Source organism: Pseudomonas sp. Ant30-3 (assembly GCF_000690905.1).
In the GTDB taxonomy this organism is placed as follows: Bacteria; Pseudomonadota; Gammaproteobacteria; order Pseudomonadales; family Pseudomonadaceae; genus Aquipseudomonas.
In genome coordinates, this window is record NZ_JMCL01000056.1 from 42,669 (window position 1) to 63,485 (window position 20,817).

General features: G+C 61.0%; 20 protein-coding genes and 2 pseudogenes. 17 read left to right on the top strand and 5 right to left on the bottom strand.

Features of this window, described 5'->3' with window-relative positions:
- Window positions 1-7: 7 nt before the first annotated feature.
- The 13 genes from DU29_RS0114200 (at window position 8) to DU29_RS0114260 (ending at window position 12,974) form a co-directional block, all read left to right on the top strand.
- A complete protein-coding gene (locus tag DU29_RS0114200) occupies window positions 8-409 on the top strand; it encodes a TIGR03750 family conjugal transfer protein (protein WP_028622317.1) in 402 nt (133 codons plus the stop codon).
- Window positions 406-1,098 carry a PFL_4703 family integrating conjugative element protein gene (locus tag DU29_RS0114205; RefSeq protein ID WP_028622318.1) on the top strand — a complete coding sequence of 231 codons (693 nt, stop codon included), beginning with the start codon at window positions 406-408 and terminating at the stop codon, window positions 1,096-1,098. The genes DU29_RS0114200 and DU29_RS0114205 overlap by 4 nt, the downstream gene beginning before the upstream one ends.
- A complete protein-coding gene (locus DU29_RS0114210) occupies window positions 1,095-2,003 on the top strand; it encodes a TIGR03749 family integrating conjugative element protein (RefSeq protein ID WP_028622319.1) in 909 nt (302 codons plus the stop codon). The genes DU29_RS0114205 and DU29_RS0114210 overlap by 4 nt, the downstream gene beginning before the upstream one ends.
- Window positions 1,993-3,426 (top strand): TIGR03752 family integrating conjugative element protein, encoded by a 1,434-nt coding sequence (locus tag DU29_RS0114215; protein ID WP_028622320.1) that lies wholly within the window; start codon window positions 1,993-1,995, stop codon window positions 3,424-3,426. Before DU29_RS0114210 ends, DU29_RS0114215 begins: the two co-directional genes overlap by 11 nt.
- Window positions 3,407-3,841, top strand: coding sequence for a TIGR03751 family conjugal transfer lipoprotein (locus tag DU29_RS0114220; RefSeq protein ID WP_028622321.1), 435 nt, complete (start codon window positions 3,407-3,409; stop codon window positions 3,839-3,841). The genes DU29_RS0114215 and DU29_RS0114220 overlap by 20 nt, the downstream gene beginning before the upstream one ends.
- A complete protein-coding gene (locus DU29_RS0114225; protein ID WP_028622322.1) occupies window positions 3,841-6,705 on the top strand; it encodes a conjugative transfer ATPase in 2,865 nt (954 codons plus the stop codon). Before DU29_RS0114220 ends, DU29_RS0114225 begins: the two co-directional genes overlap by 1 nt.
- Window positions 6,701-7,471 (top strand): DsbA family protein, encoded by a 771-nt coding sequence (locus DU29_RS0114230; protein WP_442961308.1) that lies wholly within the window; start codon window positions 6,701-6,703, stop codon window positions 7,469-7,471. Before DU29_RS0114225 ends, DU29_RS0114230 begins: the two co-directional genes overlap by 5 nt.
- Window positions 7,472-7,663: 192 nt before the next feature.
- Complete coding sequence (radC, locus tag DU29_RS0114235) at window positions 7,664-8,143, top strand: RadC family protein (protein WP_236645611.1); 480 nt, start codon at window positions 7,664-7,666, stop codon at window positions 8,141-8,143.
- Between the two features lie 194 nt (window positions 8,144-8,337).
- Window positions 8,338-8,757 carry a TIGR03757 family integrating conjugative element protein gene (locus tag DU29_RS0114240; RefSeq protein ID WP_050483107.1) on the top strand — a complete coding sequence of 140 codons (420 nt, stop codon included), beginning with the start codon at window positions 8,338-8,340 and terminating at the stop codon, window positions 8,755-8,757.
- Window positions 8,754-9,689 (top strand): TIGR03756 family integrating conjugative element protein, encoded by a 936-nt coding sequence (locus tag DU29_RS0114245; RefSeq protein ID WP_028622326.1) that lies wholly within the window; start codon window positions 8,754-8,756, stop codon window positions 9,687-9,689. Before DU29_RS0114240 ends, DU29_RS0114245 begins: the two co-directional genes overlap by 4 nt.
- 10 nt (window positions 9,690-9,699) lie before the next feature.
- A complete protein-coding gene (locus DU29_RS0114250; RefSeq protein WP_028622327.1) occupies window positions 9,700-11,091 on the top strand; it encodes an integrating conjugative element protein in 1,392 nt (463 codons plus the stop codon).
- Complete coding sequence (locus DU29_RS0114255; RefSeq protein ID WP_028622328.1) at window positions 11,088-11,438, top strand: hypothetical protein; 351 nt, start codon at window positions 11,088-11,090, stop codon at window positions 11,436-11,438. Before DU29_RS0114250 ends, DU29_RS0114255 begins: the two co-directional genes overlap by 4 nt.
- A 15-nt stretch (window positions 11,439-11,453) precedes the next feature.
- On the top strand, window positions 11,454-12,974 hold the full coding sequence (locus DU29_RS0114260) for a conjugal transfer protein TraG N-terminal domain-containing protein (RefSeq protein ID WP_028622329.1): 1,521 nt from the start codon (window positions 11,454-11,456) through the stop codon (window positions 12,972-12,974).
- A gap of 12 nt (window positions 12,975-12,986) precedes the next feature.
- Here the strand turns inward: DU29_RS0114260 and DU29_RS0114265 are convergent, their stop codons facing one another.
- The 3 genes from DU29_RS0114265 to DU29_RS0114275 are packed head-to-tail and all read right to left on the bottom strand — an operon-like array spanning window position 12,987 to window position 14,154.
- Complete coding sequence (locus DU29_RS0114265) at window positions 12,987-13,352, bottom strand: DUF3742 family protein (RefSeq protein ID WP_442961305.1); 366 nt, start codon at window positions 13,350-13,352, stop codon at window positions 12,987-12,989.
- A 23-nt stretch (window positions 13,353-13,375) separates the two neighbouring features.
- Window positions 13,376-13,834, bottom strand: coding sequence for a type II toxin-antitoxin system YhaV family toxin (locus DU29_RS0114270; RefSeq protein WP_028622331.1), 459 nt, complete (start codon window positions 13,832-13,834; stop codon window positions 13,376-13,378).
- Complete coding sequence (locus DU29_RS0114275) at window positions 13,834-14,154, bottom strand: type II toxin-antitoxin system PrlF family antitoxin (protein ID WP_028622332.1); 321 nt, start codon at window positions 14,152-14,154, stop codon at window positions 13,834-13,836. The genes DU29_RS0114270 and DU29_RS0114275 overlap by 1 nt, the downstream gene beginning before the upstream one ends.
- A gap of 286 nt (window positions 14,155-14,440) precedes the next feature.
- Between DU29_RS0114275 and mobH the strand changes: the two genes are divergently transcribed.
- Window positions 14,441-16,297 (top strand): MobH family relaxase, encoded by a 1,857-nt coding sequence (gene mobH / locus DU29_RS0114280; RefSeq protein ID WP_028622333.1) that lies wholly within the window; start codon window positions 14,441-14,443, stop codon window positions 16,295-16,297.
- A 107-nt stretch (window positions 16,298-16,404) separates the two neighbouring features.
- Here mobH and DU29_RS1000000133280 read toward each other — a convergent pair.
- Window positions 16,405-16,713 (bottom strand): annotated as a pseudogene (locus tag DU29_RS1000000133280) (MFS transporter); the annotation flags it as partial.
- 334 nt (window positions 16,714-17,047) lie between these two features.
- Between DU29_RS1000000133280 and DU29_RS0114285 the strand changes: the two are divergent.
- The 3 genes and pseudogenes from DU29_RS0114285 (at window position 17,048) to DU29_RS01000000129915 (ending at window position 19,438) form a co-directional block, all read left to right on the top strand.
- Complete coding sequence (locus DU29_RS0114285; protein WP_236645606.1) at window positions 17,048-17,956, top strand: YqaJ viral recombinase family nuclease; 909 nt, start codon at window positions 17,048-17,050, stop codon at window positions 17,954-17,956.
- A gap of 79 nt (window positions 17,957-18,035) precedes the next feature.
- Window positions 18,036-18,946: pseudogene (locus tag DU29_RS01000000129910) on the top strand (recombination directionality factor).
- Window positions 18,947-18,988: 42 nt separating this feature from the next.
- Entirely contained in the window at window positions 18,989-19,438 is a 450-nt protein-coding gene (locus DU29_RS01000000129915; protein WP_328286324.1) for a JAB domain-containing protein, read from the top strand.
- A gap of 264 nt (window positions 19,439-19,702) precedes the next feature.
- Here the strand turns inward: DU29_RS01000000129915 and DU29_RS01000000129920 are convergent, their stop codons facing one another.
- Window positions 19,703-20,581: a tyrosine-type recombinase/integrase gene (locus DU29_RS01000000129920; protein ID WP_236645607.1), complete on the bottom strand. Its 879-nt coding sequence runs from the start codon at window positions 20,579-20,581 to the stop codon at window positions 19,703-19,705.
- Between the last annotated feature and the right edge of the window lie 236 nt (window positions 20,582-20,817).

The window sequence follows — 20,817 nt, forward strand, 5'->3', positions numbered from 1 at the left end:
TCATGCCATGAGCACGCATCAGGACATTCGGCCTGACGGGACGGTGGTGTTTCTTCCACACCGTCTCAACCGTCACCCCGTGGTCGTCCGCGGCCTTACCGCGGATGAGCTGTGGATCTGCGCCGGGCTGTCGGCGGCAGGCAGCCTGGTGGTTGGCGTGCCGCTGGCCTTTGTATTTTCGACGATCGCCATCGTGCCCACGGCCATCATGCTGGGCATCGCTGCCGGGGTGTTTGCAGGTGGAGGCATGCTGCGTCGCCAGAAACGTGGCAGGCCCGATACCTGGCTGTATCGCCAACTGCAGTGGCGTATTGCACAGCGTCATCCAGCCTTAGCGTCTTTTGTGGGCGCGCACGCGTTAGTGATCCGATCGGGTTACTGGAGCACGCGCAGGAGCAAGGCAGCGTGAGCCGGTTCAAGAACGAAATCACTCACCTCCAGTCGCACATCAAGACCTTGCGGCTGGGGCTTGGCGCACTACTTGTTATCGCCTTGGTGATGGGCGGCGGCTGGTGGAGCGCACCGCGTGACCTGACCGTGCACGTCCCGCCAGACCTGCGCTCCGGCAGTACCCGGAAATGGTGGGAAGTGCCACCCGAAAGCGTCTATGCCTTCTCGTTCTACATCTGGCAGCAACTCCAGCGCTGGCCCACCAACGGTGACGAAGACTATGCGCGCAACATTCATGTACTGGCGCCCTACTTCACCCCCGCCTGCCAGACCTTTCTGCGCAATGACTATGAATACCGCCGTACGGCAGGTGAGTTGCGTCAGCGAGTACGAGGCCTCTATGAGATCCCGGGGCGCGGCTACGGCGAGAACCCGACCCAGCGGGTGAAAGTCGTCTCCGACCGCGACTGGATCGTCACGCTTGATGTGACGGCGGATGAGTACTACGGCGCCGAGCAGGTCAAGCGAGCGCTGGTTCGTTACCCGCTCAAGGTCGTACGGGTGGACGTCGACCCCGAGCGCAACCCTTTCGGCCTGGCCCTGGACTGCTACAGCGGCGCGCCGCAACGCATCACCACCCCCGAACCTGTCACGCCTGCCAGCACAACGCCGGGCGGGCTGGGTGCCGCTATGGGAGAGACGCCATGAAACACCTGCTCTGTGCCTTCAGTTTGCTGCTCACCGTTGTGTTGTCGCCAGCAGCCCACGCCGTAGAGTTCCTGCACTGGGAACGCCTGCCCCTGGCGGTCTCCCTGGTCGTGGATCAGGAGCGGATCGTGTTCATCGACCGCAACGTCCGCGTGGGTGTGCCTGCTTCACTCGCCGGACGCCTGCGGGTACAAAGTGCCGGTGGTGCACTCTATCTGCGCGCCAGTGAGCCCATCGAACCAACACGCCTGCAACTGCAAGATGCTGACAACGGGACACTGATCCTGCTGGACATCGCGGCCGAGCCCGCTGTGACAGGTCAGGCGGCGATGGAGCCGGTGCGTATTGTTGAGGCTGAGGGCCCTGCTCAACGCTACGGCCAGACGGAAACACCCCAGGGCAGTCATGGCAGTGTCGACACAACCGCCCCGCCTCGCGCCGCCCATGAAACGCCTGTGCCCGTGGTGCTGACCCGCTACGCCGCGCAGAACCTGTACGCCCCACTGCGCACAGTCGGGTCTATTCCTGGCGTGACGCGCGTAAACCTGCGCCGCCATCTGCCCCTAGACGCGCTGCTGCCCACCCTGCCCGTTCAGGCCAGAGCCATCGCCGCCTGGCGGCTGGATGATCTGTGGGTGACCGCCGTCAGGTTGGTCAACAGGTCGACCCGCTGGCTCGCCCTGGATCCGCGCGAACTGCAGGGTGATTTCATGACCGCAACGTTTCAGCATTCAGCCCTGGGCCCTGTCGGTACCCCGGAAGACACCTCGGTGGTTTACCTGGTGACCCGAGGGCATGGCGTGGCCGAATCTCTGCTGCCGAGAGTGAGCCCGATCAATGCGGCGCTGAATCTGCCGCCCCCCTCAACGCCTGCCCCGAAGGACGGAGTTCGTCATGAAAGGTAACGGTCTGCTGAAGTGGCTGATGGTGCCCATGGCGCTCTTGCTGGTGTTCGTCGGGATCAAGCTGTTTTCCGGCGGTAACGTCCAACCGGTCAATGACGGCACTCCCCGGCTGACGTCGCAAGAGGCAAAGGCACTGGGTATCGAGGGCGACACGCCCCGCGACACCGTGGCGACGCTGGTAGGTCAGGTCAAACAACTGCGTACCGAATTGCAGGGTGCGATGGTGGACAACAAAACGCAGAAGTCTGAAAACGAGCGGTTGCGTCAGCGTGAAGGCTCAATTGACCGGCGCATTCAGAGTGCGCTGGAGACCGAACGTAACCAGTTGCGCAACGACCGTGAACAGGTCTCCGGCGAGCGGCAGCAAGCTCAGGGCTTGCTGCAAGACCTGCAGCGCCAAATCGAAGGGCTGTCCAGTCAGCGTGGCGATGCCGACCTTCCCATCGGTCTGGGCCTGCAACCCGGGGACGGCGATGGACTCGGCAGTGACGGTATTCACTGGATTGAACCGGACGATGCCAGGCGCGATGGCAAAAGTAGCGCCTCCGGCAAGCGCGACAGCTTCAGCTTCCCCACCCGTTTCGGGCCCGCGCAGAAAACGCTGGAAGCGACCCGGGAGACCGTCGTGGAAGCTGGCAGCAAGGCGGCGGGTGTGTCCACCGCAACGCCGGTTTACACCGTACCAACCAACGCGACGCTGATGGGCTCGATTGCGATGACTGCGTTGATCGGGCGCGTGCCAGTGGACGGTACGGTGAATGACCCCTACCCGTTCAAGGTCCTCATTGGTCCCGACAACCTCACCGCCAACGGCATCGACCTCCCCGAGGTGTCCGGCGCGGTGGTCAGCGGTACCGCATCAGGCGACTGGACGCTGTCCTGCGTGCGCGGCCAGGTCCGCAGTGTGACGTTCGTGTTCCATGACGGCACCATCCGCACCGTGCCCGAAGAGGGCGAGCGCGGTGGCAACCAGCAGCAGGACAACAGGGGCAGCAACGCTACCCAGGAGGGCCTGGGCTGGATCAGCGATCCCTATGGCATCCCGTGCGTTTCAGGTGAACGCCGCAGCAACGCCCAGCAGTACCTCAGCAGTCAGGCGCTGATTACGGCGGCGGGTGCCGGCATCGCATCGCTGATCAAATCGGACAACGACAGCGTCGCTGTGGTGGCCAACAACGGTTCAATGGGCACCGTGGGTATTACCGGCAACGAAGCGGTGGGCCGCATCCTCGCGGGCGGTGTGCAGGACATGTCGCAGTGGGTGAACAAGCTCTACGGGCAGGCCTTCGCAGCCGTCTACGTCAAGCCCGGCGCCCAGGTCGCCGTCCATCTCGAACAACCCCTCACCATCGACTACGCCCCCAAAGGTCGTCGCGTCGATCACCGTTTAGGAGGAGCTCCCCATGCGCAGGATCTGGATTAACGGCCTGACGGTCCTCATGGTGGCCGTGGCCTTGGCCGGCTGCTCGACCAGCAAGGAAAAGATGCTGCCGCATGACGGCAACACCATGCTCGATATCTGGAACGAGGAGACCGGCGGTGCCGCGCGTGGCGGGCAGAGTGCCCAGCAGTTGCTGGACGCCCGGCAGTCGCTGCGCCGGTCACTCACGCAAGACGATGTGAACGCGGCGCCGACTGTCAACGCAAGCTATACCCGTACCGCGCAGAACGAGATCTACCGGCAGTTCCACCGCCTGCCCAATCCGGACCTTGTGATGTACGTCTTCCCCCATCTGGCAGGCACTGATCCCGCTCCCGTTCCCGGGTACACGACCGTCTTTCCCCTGTACCAGCGAGTCCAGTACGCCATGCCCGGTGAGCGGGTTGAGGATTACTGATGCGCTGGCCATTCTCCCGCGTCCCTGAGGCGGCTCAGGCAGACAGGCCAACCCCGGATGCCTGGGAGCGCCATGTTGCCGAACTGCAGGCGCACGGCATTCCGGCGCCGGGCAAGCCCGGTGCCGCGCGGCGGCGTCCTGCAACACAGGCCGACGAGCAGGCGCTTTATGACGTCGCGCCCTCATTCGCTGATCTGTTGCCCTGGGTCGAATACCTGCCCGATTCAAAATGCATGCTGCTCGAAGACGGCGTCTCCGTCGCGGCATTTTTTGAATTGATGCCCGTCGGTACGGAGGGCCGTGAGGCAGCCTGGCTTGCCCAGGCGCGCGACGCCCTGGAAAACGCGCTACAGGACAGTTTCGATGAACTGGATGACTCGCCCTGGGTGATGCAGCTCTACGCTCAGGACGAGACCGACTGGAACCCGTACCTTGCCTCCCTGAGCAGCTACCTCCAGCCACGGGCACAGGGCAGCGCCTTCAGCGAGTTCTACCTGCGCTTTTTCGGTCACCATCTGCGGGCCGTTACCAAGCAGGGCGGCCTGTTCGAGGACCGCACAGTCACCAAGTTACCCTGGCGCGGCCAAACGCGCCGCGTCCGCCTGGTGGTGTATCGGCGTGCTGGGAGTACGCCCGCCCGACGCGGGCAATCCCCCGAGCAGGCATTGAATGTCATTTGCGACCGGCTGCTCGGGGGCCTGTCCAATGCGGGCATACGCGCCCGTCGCCTGCAGGCGGCAGATATTCATGCCTGGCTGGTACTCTGGTTCAACCCCCGGCCGACAATGCTCGGCCCCACGTTAGAAGACCGCGAACGCTTCTACCGCCTCACGTCCTATCCGACGGAGTCCGAACCCGGCGAGCTGGAACTGGCCAGTGGTACGGATTTCGCGCAGCGCCTGTTTTTCGGCCTGCCCCGCTCTGACGTCGAAAACGGCCTGTGGTACTTCGACGACCTGCCCCACCGGACCGTTGTTGTCGACCGGTTGCGCACGCCGCCCAACACCGGGCACATCACCGGGGAAACCCGCAAGGGCGGTGATGCGATCAACGCCCTGATGGATCAGATGCCCGAAGACACCGTGATGTGCCTGACGATGGTCGTCACGCCGCAGGACATCCTCGAGGCGCACCTGAATCACCTGGCGAAAAAGGCAGTTGGTGAAACCCTGGCCTCGGAACAGGCATTGAAGGACGTCCAGCAGGCGCGCGGGCTGATTGGCAGTGCACACAAGCTGTATCGCGCCTCGCTGGCGTTCTACCTGCGGGGTCAGGACATGGCAGACCTCGATACCCGCGGTCTGCAACTGGGCAACGTCCTGCTCAACGCGGGGCTGCAACCGGTACGCGAAGAGGATGAAGTCGCGCCGCTCAACAGCTACCTGCGCTGGTTGCCCTGTGTCTATGACCCGGGCAAAGACAAACGTCAGTGGTACACGCAGCTCATGTTCGCGCAGCATGTAGCCAACCTGGCACCGACTTGGGGCCGCAGTGCCGGCACCGGCCGCCCCGGGATCACCTTCTTCAACCGTGGCGGCGGCACCATCACCTTTGATCCGTTGAACCGACTCGACCGCCAGATGAATGCACACCTGTTCCTGTTCGGCCCCACCGGTTCAGGCAAGTCGGCCACGCTCAACAACATCCTCAACCAGATCACCGCCATCTACCGGCCACGGCTGTTCATCGTGGAAGCCGGTAACAGCTTTGGCCTCTACGGTGAGTTCGCCGCGCGCCTGGGGCTGACGGTGCATCGCGTCAGGCTTTCGCCCGGCGCAGGCGTGAGCCTTGCACCCTTCGCCGACGCCTGGCGTCTGGTCGACACACCCAGCCAGGTCCAGACACTTGATGCCGACGCGCTCGATGAAGAATCCGCCGAGGGCGATGCCAGTGCTGACGAGCAACGCGACGTGCTGGGTGAACTGGAAATCACCGCGCGATTGATGATCACCGGCGGGGAAGACAAAGAGGAAGCCAGGATGACCCGCGCCGATCGCAGCCTGATCCGCCAGTGCATCCTCGAGGCCGCCCATCGCTGCGTAATAGAAAAACGCACGGTACTGACCCGTGATGTGCGCAATGCGCTGCGCGAACGCGGTTGCGATTCGACGTTGCCCGAGACACGTCGTACCCGTCTGCTGGAAATGGCCGATGCGATGGACATGTTCTGTCAAGGCGTCGACGGTGAGATGTTCGACAGGCCGGGGACGCCCTGGCCGGAGGCCGATATCACGATTGTCGACCTGGCCACGTTCGCGCGCGAGGGCTACAACGCGCAGCTGTCGATTGCCTATATCTCGCTGATCAACACCGTCAACAACATCGCCGAGCGCGACCAGTTCCTCGGCCGCCCGATCATCAATGTCACCGATGAAGGCCACATCATCACCAAGAACCCGCTGCTCGCGCCCTACGTGGTCAAGATCACCAAGATGTGGCGAAAACTGGGCGCCTGGTACTGGCTGGCAACGCAGAACCTGGACGATTTGCCGAAAGCCGCCGAGCCCATGCTCAACATGATCGAGTGGTGGATTTGCCTGAGCATGCCGCCGGACGAGGTGGAGAAGATTGCCCGGTTCCGCGAACTGAACGCCTCGCAGAAGGCCCTGATGCTGTCCGCGCGCAAGGAAGCCGGAAAATTCACGGAAGGGGTGATTTTGTCAAAATCAATGGAGTTGCTGTTCCGTGCGGTACCGCCCAGCCTGTACCTGGCGCTGGCAATGACGGAACCCGAAGAGAAGGCCGAACGTTTTCAGTTGATGCAGCAGCACGGCATCAGTGAACTGGAAGCCGCGCTACGGGTTGCCGACCAGATCGACCGGGCGCGGGGCATCGAGCCGCTGCGCTACGACCTGTTTGATTGACGTCGAGGAGCCCGCCATGCCTTCGCCCACTCTTCTCCTCTACCGTCGGTGGCCGTGCGGGGTCTGGCTGCTGGGCTGGGTGATTGCTGTCCTGCTCGTGCTCTGGTTTTGGTCGTGGGCCGACGAGTCGCATGAGACGACCCACACGTCGGACGCTACCGCTGCCCAGCTCCCAGCCGGCCCACCTTGGCGCTATGGCCCCGCGAATGCGCGCTTCACCATTGTCGAATACGCCGACCTCGAATGCCCGTACTGCAAGGCCTATGATCCCATTCTGCGGCATTGGATCGACCAGCACCCGGAGGTGAATCTGCAATGGCACCACCTGCCGCTAGCCATGCACGAGCCGGCAGCGACCCGACAGGCGCGTCTGGCCGAATGCATCGGCGAGTCCCACGGCCATGACGCGTTCTGGCAAGCCATCAGCTGGATTTACCAGCACACCCGCAGCGACGGCCAGGGCCTGCCGCCCGACACCGAGTACCCCGGCCAGGACCCCACCGTGCAAGCCTGCCTCGCCAGTGAGCGGCCCGATGCCGTCATCCAGGGGCAGGCCAACGAAGCACGCCACAACGGCGTGAGCGCTACCCCGACCCTGCGCCTGATCGACCACCACAGCGGCCAGTCACTGACCCTGGCCGGCCCGGCCGAAGACGACGCATTGCTGTCGGCCTTGGACCTATTGGTTGCCAACGGTACAGCGCCAAACGCAGCACAACCTCATCACCAAATGCCTGCCGACGTCGTCGGCGACATGCCCAGATAGCTCGCAGTCTTCAAGGCTATGGCGCGGTTTCGACCGCGTTGACTGCACGCCAGTTCGCCACGCATCCCCCGAGCGAACGGCCATCCGCGCAAGCGGTGGCGGATGCCTATCGTCACTGTCCCGGAGGGTCCGCCCTCCAGGGACGGCTGCCTCCAATTCCTAAAGGAGGTTCCCATGTCCACATCCCTCTCCATGATCAGTGGTAATGCTTCACTCAATCCCGTCGGCACACCGGACGACGACCAAATCATCGAACAGGCGTTGCTCATCCTTGAGCAGCGAGTGTTCACTCGTGGCCCCTCGCTGCAAAGCCCGGAGGATGTGCGCAATTTCCTGCAGCTGAAAATCGCAGCACAGCCGCATGAAGTCTTTGGCGCCGTGTTCCTCGATTCGAAGCATCAGGTGCTGGCCTACGAGCCTTTGTTCCAAGGCACTATCGACAACGCGAGCGTCTATCCACGGGTGGTGCTCAAGCGCTGTATGGACCATAACGCCGCCGCTCTGGTGCTCTGCCACAATCATCCTTCCGGCTGCACTGAACCCAGTACGGCGGACGAAACGTTGACCCAGCGATTGAAGGAGATATTGGGACAGGTCGATATCCGTCTGCTGGATCACTTCATCATCGGGAAAGGCGATCCTTATTCGTTCGCCGAACACGGATTGATCTGATCCTCTTCGCGCCAGCTTGCTGACGCTCCAACACCCCATCGGAAGCGATGCTTTCGATGGGGTATCTGCTGTCCACGAAATACCGCGATTCATCGGCGCATGGAAACCGGGCACCTCCCAATTCCGATTGTTTGTCGTCGCGTTAAGCGCGATGCGTTGCACTACCGAGGTCATGAACCACCGGATGCTGCGCCATGTTGTGTTCTCTTCCCCCCAGCCCGATCAGGTGCCTGGCCTTGGTCATAGCGCTGTATGCCTCTGCGGCTAGTGCAATGGATATCTGGGTCATCACCGACCGCCAACATCCCGTGCAAGGTACACCTGACCGACTGATCGAACTGGATGCACCCGCGCGTATTGAAGCCGAACTGTCGACCGATCTTCCACGTGATGTCCAGCAAGCATCACTGTTGGTACAGCAGCGCCTCAAGCACGGCGGCCCCGCGCTGCAACAACGTCTGGCCAGGACCTACCAGGACGTGACCGATGCCTGGAGCCTGGGCATTACCACCCTCCCCGCCATCGTTATGGATCAACGCTACGTAGTTTATGGCGAGCCGGACGTCGCCAAGGCAATCGCACGCATCGAGGCCTACCGGAGGACTCAACCATGAAGTGTGCCCGTCTTCGGCGTACCGGCATCGCCACCATTTTATTGGCGACCGCCTCGTCATCGTTCGCGCTCAACACCGCGACCATCGTGTCTTCCACTTTGTCCCCATCGTGCCTGGAATACCGAGTGGTAGGGATCTGCTATTGGCTATTCTGCACGCCGTTCGGCTGCTCGGTGCGGAGCTCCACCAAGGTGCGCCACTACATTCCGGATGCCGTGGTTTCGAATTACTCCAACACCGGTGAGAACCCGTGGATCGAAGTGCGGGCCATGAGCGCCCCCAACGTGACGGCCCAGGCAGGCGGCGACGGCACGACTAACCATGACAATGAAAGCAACATGGCGAAGTTCAAGAACGCCGACGTGATCGGCCATCCCGGCGGTCATGTGTTCGGCCAATTTGCCAGCACCTCAGGTTACGCCTGCAAAGGTGCCGGCACCGCGTTCATGCCGTACCTGCTGAGCACGCTCGACACCGTGGCCTGGCGCTACAACGTGCCCGAAGCCGTGTACCCAGAGGCCCTGATTCCGGGCATGCGCGAGATCGGCGCGCGCAGCACGTTCAACCTGTGGGGTGCCGTCTATCCGCGCGGCGGATTTCTGCATCAGACCGACGATTACAAGGCCGGTGCCGTGGTCGCCCAACGCGCCGGCGACATCGTCACCCGGCAGGGGCAATTGCATGTCTACCAGCCACTGCTCGCGAACTCGCAGCCCGGTTACTGGCCGGCCGGCGCGCTGGTGGAAAGCAATGCCTCGACCGGCAAGTGGCAGGAACTCACCCCGCGTCTTTCCAACAGCTGCGTGGTGTTCCCCCACAGCGAACCGCTGACCCAGGCCCAGCAAGGTGATTATGCCTGGGCGCTTTGGCGCCCATACAGCTGTTGCGAACGCCGCGGGCAGACGTTCCTCGGCAGTACAGACTTCAACTGAGGGGAAAACAATGAAGCGTCCTGTCACCCTCTTCCACCAATTGCCGTTGCGGTGGCAGGTGGCCCTGCTGGCCAGCGCGCTGGTGCTGGTCAGCAACCTGGTATCGGCCCAAACCGACGGTTTCCAGAACAGCGGCAGCGTGATTGGCGACGACCTCATGTATTCAATTGGTGGCGGCAGCGCGGTATCCATGAGCCGCGCGGCCGGCATGCATTCGCTCGGTGTGGGCGCGGGCTGGAACAGCAACCTGATGTGCGGCGACATGAACATCAGCACCACGATCCAGAACCAGCTCAACGGCCTCACCAATGGTTTTCAGAACATCATGAGCAGCGTGATCCAGAACGCGACGAGCGCGGTCGCATCGTTGCCGGCGCTGATCATTCAGCGGGCAGACCCCGGCCTCTACAACCTGTTGACCAACGGTATTCTTCAGGCCAGGCTCGATTTTGATCGTTCCAAACTGACCTGCCGCGCGATGGCCGAGAAGATGGCCGACACGGCAGGCGGCCAGATGGACTGGAGCCAGCTCGCCGAGGGCATGGCGTTGCGCCAGGCGGTGGCGAGCACTGACGCGGTGTCGGCCATCGAACAGGCTGAAACCAGCCGGGGCAAGGATGGCGTGCCTTGGGTGGGCGGCGGCAATGCTGGCGGTGCCGGCCAGCCGTCGATCAAAGTGATCAGCGACGTAACGCGTGCCGGCTACAACCTGGTCAATGGCCGCAGTGCAACCGACCCAACATCCATCGAGCCGACGAGCTGTAATAGCCTGGCCTGTCAGACCTGGTCGTCGCCGCAAGCGGCCACCGACTGGGCCACACGCGTGCTCGGCGAACAGGAGCAGCGCACCTGCGAGACCTGCACCAAGACCCAAACCGTGCCAGGCGTCGGGTTGACGCCGCTGATTCAGGAAGAGTACGAGACCAAGCTGGAAACGCTGCAGGAATTGATCAGCGGCGCCCGCCATACCACCGCTGAGAACTTGCGCGCAGCCGGCAGTACATCCTTGCCGGTTACCCGCGGCGTTATCGAAGCCCTACGTGACGAGCCCGACCAAGATGTCCTCGCCCACCGCCTGGCGTCCGAGGTGGCGCTGGCGTCGGTACTGGAGAAGGCTCTGCTGCTGCAGCGCACGCTGCTGACCGGAAAGAAAGAACCCAATGTCGCGGTCAACCAGTTGGCCGTCGATGCGGTCAATCATGAAAGCGACACACTCGACCGCGAGATCCTTAACCTCAAAACCGAACTGGAGATCAGGCGCGAGCTGGCGAACAACTCGCCGATGACGATCATTCAACGCCATGGCACGCGCGCGTCGGGCTCGCGTGGTATCTACGAGGGCGACCCGGTGCCAGATCGCCTCGACCAGTTACAGCGCTCCCATCCAGGAGGCACGCCATGAACGCAGGATGGCTGCAGCCGCGCTGGCTGTTCAACAGGCGCGTCGCCAGGACATTGCTGTGGACCCTGCTGCTCGTTGCGCTGGCAATGGCAGCCAACATCGCCGGCCTCTACCTGGTCGGCAGCATTGTCGGCTGGGAACGCTGGCTGGCGGACGCGGCTGGTTACTTCCTGTTGTGGCGGCTCTGTCTCTATTGGACAACTGCCTATGGCTGGGTGTGGCTGCGCCGTCGGCTGCTGACACGCGAGTCTGATGCCTCGGCACGGCACCGGCTGCTACGTACCGAGATCGCCGGCGTCATCGCGATCGTCGCACTGGAGGCCAGCCTGCTGATGCAGGCGGTCTAACGGGAGACCTCGAACATGACGCTTTTCACCACTGACTATCTGGAGTATTACCTGACCCTCGTGGGCTGGATCGTCCACAACGGCATCTGGGCGGTGCTGGTTTCCAGCGGCGTGTTCGCCATTCCCTTTATAGCCATTATTATCCAGGAATGGCTCAAAGCACGTACTGAAGGGGCCGACGAAGGCAACAAGGGCGTCCTGTCCTCGATGCGCATCGAGAACCGCATCTGGGTGGCCATCGTCGTGCTGATGTTCGCTGGCATCCCGTTTATCGATATTAACCTCGGCACGATCAAGTACGACCAGGCGCGATCGGCACAGTGCCAGGTTAATGTTCCGCAACCTACTGATACCGGCTGGTCGCAGTCATTCAGCACGCTCAACAACCAGAGCGCCAAGGTGCCGGTGTGGTGGGTATTCATGCATGCACTCTCGCGTGCGGTGACGGGGGCCTCGGTGGCAGCGATCCCGTGCGGAACAGATCTGCGGCAAATGAGGATGGAGATCAACGCCACGCGCATTGACGACCCTGTCCTTGCGCAGGACGTGGCGGACTTCACCCACGACTGCTATGGACCCGCCAGGGCGAAATTGTTCATGAGTCGCCCCCAACTCGACGACGCGCAGATGCATGACGTGACCTGGATCGGCTCGACCTACTTCGTCAACACTGGCGGCTACTATGACACCTACCACTCACGCACGCCGCGCGATGCCTGGCCCTATGACACTGACCGCGACGCGGGCCTTGCGCAGGTGCCCGGCGGGGGCGGCTACCCGACCTGCCAGCAATGGTGGAGCGACAATGGCAATGGTCTGCGGGCACGTCTGCTGGGCCAGGTCGATCCCAGCTTGCTTACACGCCTGGCCGGCTGGGCAGGCTTTCTGAGCCGTAGCGAGGTTGATGACTCGGTGATCCGTGCGATCGCCTCCCCGCGCCAACAGAAGCTCAATCAGGGAACGGTTTACACCGACTATGGTGGCCAGATCGACAAGACCCTGCCGAACATCGTTACCCGCGCAGCGGGCGACGTGGGACTTGCGGTGGGAGCCATTCCTGCATTTCCGGCGATGGACGTGGTGCGCCAGGCCCTGCCGATGGTGTTGTCGCTGCTGAAAATGGCCTTGGTGATCTGCATCCCGCTGGTGCTGTTGATGGGCACCTACGACCTGAAGACCGTGGTCACCGTCAGCGTGGTCCAGTTCGCGCTGTTTTTCGTCGACTTCTGGTTCCAGCTCGCTCGCTGGATCGACAGCACCATCCTCGACGCGCTCTATGGCTCGGGCTGGGGTTGGAACCGGCCCGTCACTAATTTCGATCCGGTGATGGGGTTGAATAATGCCTTGGGCGATCTGTTGCTGAATTTCGTCATGGGGACAATGTTCTTGGTGCTGCCTGCGTTTTGGATGACTGCGTTGGGCTGGGCAGGCTTCCAAGCCGGTGCAATCACTCAGGCCCTCGTAAATGGCAGCAAGGACGCGCAAACGGCAGGCGGAAAAGGGGGTACCTCACTGATGAATGTCGCCAAGAAGTAAAATGAGTTACTCCTACATTTCGTCGTTGGGATCGTGAGGATCGATCCTTGAGCCATCAGGATGGTAAAGGCCAAATCCGAGATTGCCGCTCCGCCATTCAGTTTGCGGCTCATCCCAATCGGTATTGCGGGCCACCCAAGCTGCAGCCACGCCGAACACCAGCAGCAGAGCCAGCCAGAAAGCGGTATAGAGCAACACAGCCAGCACCGCGAGTTTGACGACCCAGATCAACACAGCCACCGCTGGCGGAGGCACGCCTTGCGCAACCAGCCATCCCGATACCCGCCGTTCTCTGCGCACATAAGCACGCCATCCGCGGCCGAGCCAGCGGCCAAAGCGTTCTGCATTGCTGATGCGAGTTCTTGTGCTCATAGTCATCACCTGCTACGCGCGTTAAACAATTACTCCAGTTTGCTCCAATTCTGCCGGCTGGCAGTTACCAATGCGTCCCAGTCGTCTGGCGGATTTCCACGACCCAGCATCTTCTCAAACACCGCATACGGATCGGACTTGCTCCCCGAGGAACGCAGCGTTTTCTCATCGTTGACCCAAGCGTAGACAATCACTTTCGCCCTCGAGTCATAACGGAAGAACAGCTGAAATCGTCTCCCGATCTTGGCCCTTCGCCAATGGCGGTATTCCGGCCCCAGTGTGTTTCCTTGACGGTACTCATCGCGCGCCGGCTCACCGGGAACGACTTCAAGCACCAGTTGGCTCAGGGCTCGGAACAGCTTGACGTTGGCATTGGATGCAAATCCTATCGGGTCATTCTGCTCCGCGCGCTGCGCGGCGGTATACAACCTCTGCAACTGCTCGATCACACAGTCGTGGAAGAGTAGCGTCCATCCATGCCGCTGCATCAGAGCGCCACTTCGCCGTCAATCTCGTTGGTCAGATTCACGTCATGCCCAGCCTGCATCAGCATGGCGTGAGCCAGTTCGTCCGGCAACCCGCGAACATGCCGGCCAGCCTCGATATCGCGGGCCAGCAGACTCAGAAACGCGCCGATGGCCGGATCTTCATGCTCGGCATTCGCGCGGGTGACGACAATCTGCCCATCCTCGCCCAGGTCGAACGCTACCTTGCCGCCGGTATCGACGCCCAACGCCTGACGGATCGGCTTGGGCAGCGTGATCTGGCCCTTCGATGTGAGCGTGGCTAGTTCATGAATGGCTGGCATGGCGTGCTCCTTGGATGACAGTTTTTCCGATAGTAAGGAATATTCCTTTCCTCGTCAAGACAGATCGGCGAGATCTTCAAACGCCGGTAGGCGGATCGCGCTCACCTCAAAAAAGGACTGACCCCGTGTCGGATAGCTTGTAGAGCGACTCCCCGAGCCGAGCTACATGTAAAGGCTTCGATAAAGGTCAAAGGGCTGGGAAGGGTCAATGGAATGGGGGCAAGGGGAAAGGCTCTACCCGGAAAAGGAAAAGGCTCTCCCGTCCACCGCAACTTCAGGTGACATCATGTTCGCGCTGTTCCAACGAAAACGCTCGGCGTCGGCACCGATGGCGCCCACGGAAGCGGCTGTAAAAGGTAAGGGGCTGACGCGGCCGGAGTCGGCCGCATCCTTGCTGGCGACGCCCCGCCGGCAGAAGCTGCTGGAACACATCTGGCAACGTACTTCGCTCTCACGCAAGCAGTTCAGGTCCCTGTATCTCGCACCACTGGAACACTACGCTGAGTTGGTCCAGCAATTCCCCGCGTCGGAAAGCCATCACCATGCCTATCCAGGCGGCATGCTCGACCACGGGCTGGAAATCGTTGCCTACGCGCTCAAGCTGCGGCAATCGTACCTTCTTCCAGCAGGCACAACACCCGAGGACCAAGTAGCACAAGCCGAAGCCTGGACAGCCGCCATTGCCTACGCAGCGCTCCTGCACGATATAGGCAAGATCGCCGTCGACCTTCATGTGGAATATGCCGACGGCAACACCTGGCACCCCTGGCACGGACCATTGTTGCATCCGTACCGCTTCCGCTACCGCAAGGAGCGTGAGTACCGGCTGCACAGTGCTGCGACTGGGCTACTCTACAACCGCCTGCTTGATGGTCACATCCTGGACTGGCTCAGCGACTATCCCGCTCTGTGGTCGTCGTTACTGTATGTGCTGGCCGGCCAATATGAACATGCCGGCATGCTCGGTGAGCTCGTAACCCAGGCCGACCGTGCGTCTGTCGCTCAGGAGCTGGGGGGCGATCCGACCAGGGCGATGGCTGCGCCGAAACATGCACTCCAACGCAAACTGCTTGAAGGCCTGCGCTTCCTGCTCAAGGAGGAGCTGAGGTTGAACCAGCCACAGGCCTCGGACGGCTGGCTGACACAGGACGCCTTATGGCTTGTCAGCAAGACCGTCTCAGACAAGCTGCGCGCGCACCTGTTTTCGCAAGGCATTGAAGGGATCCCGTCGAGTAACACCGCAGTATTCAACGTTCTGCAAGATCACGGCATGCTTCAGCCAACAGCCGATGACAAGGCCATCTGGAAGGCAGTCATCACGAGCGAGGGTGGATGGTCGCATACGTTCACCTTGCTGCGATTGGCCCCAGCCTTGATCTGGGAAACTGGGGAGCGGCCCCCGCCGTTTAGCGGCACCGTGAAGGTCGTGCAGGAAGAGGCTGCGTCAATAGAGTCTGCCGCCCGCATACAGCCCAGTGGCGAAGCCGCTACGATGACGGTGAACGGAAGGCCTTCATCCGCACCAGTGATACCAGCCGCAACCGCAGCCCCTGCGGATGGCCTGGACGATCTATTGGAATTGTTCACCACACCGAATACCGCGCCAATTCTGTCGCCACCACCGGGCAACAACGAACCCAAACAAGCGCCAGGTCAACAAGAATCCGATGTGCCTGCTACGCCATCGGCACCTGCCTCACAGGAACGAGGCTCACGACCACCGCCGTCAGGCGAGCATTTCATGGTCTGGCTGCGCCAGCACATCGATAGCCGCAAACTGATCATCAATGACGCGAGAGCTCTGGTGCATACCGTCGCCAATACCGTGTACTTGGTGAGTCCTGGGTTGTTTCAACGTTACGCACAGGAACACCCACAGTCAGCCGTCTTCGCAAAAGAAGATAAGACGGCAGACTGGCAGTGGGTGCAAAAGCGCTTTGAGAAGCTTGAGTTGCACCGAAAGCAGGAGAACGGCCTGAACATCTGGACCTGTGAAGTCACCGGACCGCGCAAATCACGCAGGCTGCATGGCTACCTTCTGAATGACCCTCTTCGGCTGTTCAATGACGTTCCTTTGAACAACCCCTACCTTACTGTGTTGCCGACGATAAACTCTGCAGCGCAGCACACGGGCTCGCTATGAAAGGTTGGTTCTCGCAGGCTGTTCGGCCTGCACAAACAGGCCGAATATAAGACTGCTCTTACCTAAACGCCAGCATGCCTGCCTATTGAGCTTCGGAAGGCGTCCATATAAATTTCCCTAACGATGGTTTGCGACAACACAGAAGCTGTCGCACCACCTAGGGCCTGTAAGAACCGGCTCGATCAGTTGCTCAACGCTGCCTGCCAACATGCATCCAATCGTGGCAACCAGATAAAGCATTATTCCGCCCAGCAACAATGGCCGGCGTCCATAGCGATCGGACAGTGGACCGTAGAACTACATGCCTACGCATAGTCCAGCGAGAAAGACACTCATGGTCATCTGAACGCTGGCTTCGTTCGTCCCAAGATCACTGGCAATCAGAGACAGGCTCGGCAAGTAGTATCGATGGACAAGGGGGCGAAAGTAAAAAGGGCAGCGAGTAAAAGGGGTGCCTACAGAATTCGGACAAAATCGTACGCGTTATTGAGCGGTTGGTTAATCTGGTCGATACCGATCAGCTCGAGGAATTACCCCATGCTTGGTTGATTGATGAGGTTCATCGTGACCCGCTACCTGATGAGAGTGGAGCATGGACTCGAGTCATGACATTGAACGAGTGTGAGCGCTTGGGCGTAAGACTGGCGCTGGAAGCTACGGCTTACAACATTTCACAGGCTTCAGAGGTGCTGCCGTCCAGCCTTGCGCCTGGAGGGGACCAAACAACTGCCCCGTGAGGACTGGCTGGCCGTGCGTAAACAAGGCGTCGGCAGTTCAGATGCCGCCGCTGACGTGGCCCTTAACCCTTACAAATCCCAGCTCGAACTGTGGCTGGAGAAAACCGGCCGTGACACCTCTCTACCCAAGCTCAATCCGCAGGATGAAGAGAGCCCCGCCTATTGGGGCAATGTTCTGGAGCCCATCGTGGCCTGGCATTACAGCAAGCGCAGTGGCAACCGGATGCGGCGGGTCAATGCCGTGTTACAGCATCCTGATCCTAAACTGTCCTGGATGCTGGCCAACATCGACCGAGAGGTCATCGGCGCCGACGATGTACAGATCCTTGAACGCAAAACAGCCGGCATAAACGACGCACGCCTCTGGATAGAGGGAGTGCCGGAGTATGTTCAGTTACAAGTAATGCACCAGTTGGCCGTGACTGGCAAGCAAGCGGCCGATGTCGCGGTGCTGCTCGGTGGTCAGCACCTGGAGATCCATCGCATCGAACGGGACGAGTCGATGATTGCTCGGCTGATCGATCTGGAGCGGTTGTTCTGGGATTACGTGGTCAGTGACACCCCACCACCGGCCGATGGCACAGCTTCTGCAGAAGCGGCGTTGCGCTGCCTCTACCCCGAAGACAACGGTCAAACCCTGGATTTCAGCCAGCACACGGAGCTGGCCACCGCCTACCTGGAGCTCAAGACTGTTCGCCAGAGCATTGCCCTGCAGGAGAAGCGTGAGGCGCAGCTCAAACAAGTCCTGCAGCAGGCCATGGGTGAAGCCACCCGTGCAGAGTTTGCCGAGGGCTACATCAGCTGGAAGAAGTCCAAGGACAGCACCGGGCTGGATATCAAACGGATGCTCAAGGACAAACCCTACCTGCAGGCCCGCTACAGCAAGACCCGCGAAGGCAGTCGACGTTTTCTGATTGCCTGAACACCTCAGCTCTCACCCAAGCCACTCGGACCGTTCAGATCCCGGTGGCTTTTTTATTTTCAGATGCAGGAGAACCACCATGCGCAAAGGTTTAGCCATCACCCCACCGGTACTTGGGCGCATTTCCATCGGCAAGGTCGTCGAGAAAAACGGCAAGCGTCTGCCGGAGAAAGATGATCAGCTTACCATTACTTCACAGATACAGAGCCGCGACGGCTGGCTGCTGCACCCACTTAATGAAGAACTGCGTAACGGCCAGGACGGTAAGCTGCGCAGTATTCCAATCCGTTTGCTGTTCAATGAGCCTGATCTCAACTTTCGGGCTGACTACAGCCTGTTCAACCGCACCACCGGCCGGCCACTGTGCGTCGGCAATGGAGACACCTGCAAGCGACAGTGTGAAGACGGTATCAAGACATTGCCCTGCCCTTCACCCGATGGCTGTTCACTGACCCAAGGCAATGCCTGCAAGCCCTATGGTCGGCTGAACGTGGTGATTGGCGACGATGATCCGCTGGGCAGCTTTGTGTTTCGAACCACCGGGTTCATCAGCATCCGCACCCTGACGGCACGGTTGCAGTACTTCCAGCCCATCTCAGGCAACCGTCTGGCCTGTCTGCCACTGGAGTTGCGCCTGCGCGGCAAATCCACCCGGCAGAGCCATGGTACACCAATCTTCTACGTGGATATCACGGTATGCAGTGGTCTGAACATGGAAGACGCTTTACTGAAAGCCAAGCAGCTGGATGAGACTAGACAAGCGCTGGCTTTGACCAAACCGCCCTGGATAACGCCGCACGGCAGGGCTTTAACAACGGCGCGTTTGAAGACAGTGAGGAAGACACCGGCGTCATCGTCGAGGAGTTCTTTCCCGCCACTGAGACCATGCACAGCCAGGCAGAACTCCAACCGGCAACGCCTGCAAAAACATCACTGGCCCAAAAGCTGGAATCCCAAGCCAGCCGGCACGCTAGACCCTGCGTCCAGTAACCGCGCGCCTCAACCTCCCCGCATTCGCACAGGAATACCGTCATGAAATATCACAAACTCCGGGCTGGAGAGACATCCGGCACCTATGTCATGGAATCCCCGGTCACCGAAGCTGACATCCTGCAGATGGCTCAACAACTCGCAATGAGTCGTCTGTCGAAAGGCCGTGCATTGACTGAGCCTAAGCACGTCTTCAGCCATCTGCAAACACTGCTGCAGTACCACGAGCATGAAGTCTTTGCGCTATTGCTGCTCGATACCAAGCCTCGGGTCATTGGTTTCCGAGAGCTATTTAGAGGCACCCTGGACGGGGCCAGCGTGTACCCAAGGGAAGTGGTCAAGATCGCCCTGGAACACAACGCTGCCGCCGTAATTATGGTGCATTTTGTGGCGCGCCACAAAATGGCAGTTATGTGCCCCGTTTTCTTATGTGTCCGAAGGCGACGACACCGGCGTAGATCAAGGATTTCTGCCCAGTCACAGGAGACATAACGGGCGAGCCGCCAAGATGGCGAATCCCCGCCCGATCGGCAGATGGATGGTTGTTGTGAGGCTGGACGATCAAGCGAAGCGAAAGCAGGTCGTCCAGCCCAGCCGCGGGTCGTGACTACAAGGACGACAGCCAGGCCAGCATTGCGGCATCGTCCTGCCACGCGGGTTTGCGCGAGCGTCCCAGGCTTGCAGCGACGGACTCGCACAGCTCCAGAGCATCGGTCTTCATGCGGATGGTGATCTCGGCATACCGGTTGGTCGTCTCTAGCCTGACGTGCCCCAGCCAGCCCGAATGACATTCACCTCGACGCCAGCTTCGAGCAGATGAACCGCGGTGGTATGCCGAAACACATGCGGCGTGACCCGGACCTGCGAAAAGGGCTTGGCCGAAGCCTCCCAGGCCTGCGCAAGGTGACGGATGCGCTTGTAGATACCGAAGCGGGTCATCGGCGCTCCGCCCATCCCAACGAACACCGGCTCGGCGGGCCCCAAGGAGGCGGCGCGTTTGTCCAGCATGGCTTGCAAGGCCTTCGCTGTCTGGCTCCACAAGGGGCAGGTCCGCCACTTCAAGCCTTTGCCCAACAATCGAACCTGGGCGGGCGACTGCAAATCGAGCTGGCCGACCGTCAACTGGGCTACTTCGGAGACCCGTGCCCCCGTGTTGTACAGCAGCATCAAGAGCTCGCGATCGCGTATCGAGAGCCTGTCCTGAGCGGGAATGCTGGCGAACAAGGCTTCGACTTCATCGCGTGCCAGGAACTTCATCTCCGGCAGAGGGCAGCGCTTCATCGGAATGGCCGCGACCTTTGCGCAGGACGGTAGCATCTCGGGGACTGTGCGGCCGATGTACTCGTAGAGCGCGTGCAGCGCCGCCAGGCGCTGGTTGCGCGTGCTGATGGCGTTGCCACGTTCGACCTCCATGTTGCGCAGGAAAGCTAGCACCGCGTGGTAGTCCAAATGTTCCAGCTCCAGCTCCAGTTCGCTTACGCCCCGGTGATGCACTCCGGCGACGAAGACCAGGAACAGGCGCAGGCGCAGGCTGTCGCGGTAACTGCGGATAGTGCTGGGCTGCAAGCCCTTGTGCCGGGGAAGGTAGTCTAGGATGTAGCCATGGATGACCGATGAAAAACTCTGGAGTTTCATGGTGCCACCTCTTCGCCAAGCAAGGGTGCAAAGGCCTCGAAGCGCTGGTTGGCAGCACTGAGCAGGTCACTGGTGATGGTCAGGTACACGGCCGTGCTGGCTGGGTTGAGGTGCCCGAGGAAGGTCGACAGATGATGCAGGCGATCGGCAGGCGCAATTCCCTGGCGATACCACCTCAGCAGCGTTCGGACTGCAAATCGGCATAGGGGACGGCCTTCATAGGCCGTTCCCCTGCC

Bases quoted from the DNA above. Each gene is read 5' to 3' on its own strand.
- DU29_RS01000000129920 (WP_236645607.1), bottom strand. From the start codon at position 20,581: ATGAAACTCCAGAGTTTTTCATCGGTCATCCATGGCTACATCCTAGAC.
- DU29_RS0114215 (WP_028622320.1), top strand. From the start codon at position 1,993: ATGAAAGGTAACGGTCTGCTGAAGTGGCTGATGGTGCCCATGGCGCTC.
- DU29_RS0114200 (WP_028622317.1), top strand. From the start codon at position 8: ATGAGCACGCATCAGGACATTCGGCCTGACGGGACGGTGGTGTTTCTT.
- DU29_RS01000000129915 (WP_328286324.1), top strand. From the start codon at position 18,989: ATGAAATATCACAAACTCCGGGCTGGAGAGACATCCGGCACCTATGTC.
- DU29_RS0114245 (WP_028622326.1), top strand. From the start codon at position 8,754: ATGAAGTGTGCCCGTCTTCGGCGTACCGGCATCGCCACCATTTTATTG.
- DU29_RS0114260 (WP_028622329.1), top strand. From the start codon at position 11,454: ATGACGCTTTTCACCACTGACTATCTGGAGTATTACCTGACCCTCGTG.
- DU29_RS0114270 (WP_028622331.1), bottom strand. From the start codon at position 13,834: ATGCAGCGGCATGGATGGACGCTACTCTTCCACGACTGTGTGATCGAG.
- mobH (WP_028622333.1), top strand. From the start codon at position 14,441: ATGTTCGCGCTGTTCCAACGAAAACGCTCGGCGTCGGCACCGATGGCG.
- DU29_RS0114220 (WP_028622321.1), top strand. From the start codon at position 3,407: ATGCGCAGGATCTGGATTAACGGCCTGACGGTCCTCATGGTGGCCGTG.
- DU29_RS0114255 (WP_028622328.1), top strand. From the start codon at position 11,088: ATGAACGCAGGATGGCTGCAGCCGCGCTGGCTGTTCAACAGGCGCGTC.
- radC (WP_236645611.1), top strand. From the start codon at position 7,664: ATGATCAGTGGTAATGCTTCACTCAATCCCGTCGGCACACCGGACGAC.
- DU29_RS0114225 (WP_028622322.1), top strand. From the start codon at position 3,841: ATGCGCTGGCCATTCTCCCGCGTCCCTGAGGCGGCTCAGGCAGACAGG.
- DU29_RS0114265 (WP_442961305.1), bottom strand. From the start codon at position 13,352: ATGACTATGAGCACAAGAACTCGCATCAGCAATGCAGAACGCTTTGGC.
- DU29_RS0114275 (WP_028622332.1), bottom strand. From the start codon at position 14,154: ATGCCAGCCATTCATGAACTAGCCACGCTCACATCGAAGGGCCAGATC.
- DU29_RS0114210 (WP_028622319.1), top strand. From the start codon at position 1,095: ATGAAACACCTGCTCTGTGCCTTCAGTTTGCTGCTCACCGTTGTGTTG.
- DU29_RS0114250 (WP_028622327.1), top strand. From the start codon at position 9,700: ATGAAGCGTCCTGTCACCCTCTTCCACCAATTGCCGTTGCGGTGGCAG.
- DU29_RS0114240 (WP_050483107.1), top strand. From the start codon at position 8,338: ATGTTGTGTTCTCTTCCCCCCAGCCCGATCAGGTGCCTGGCCTTGGTC.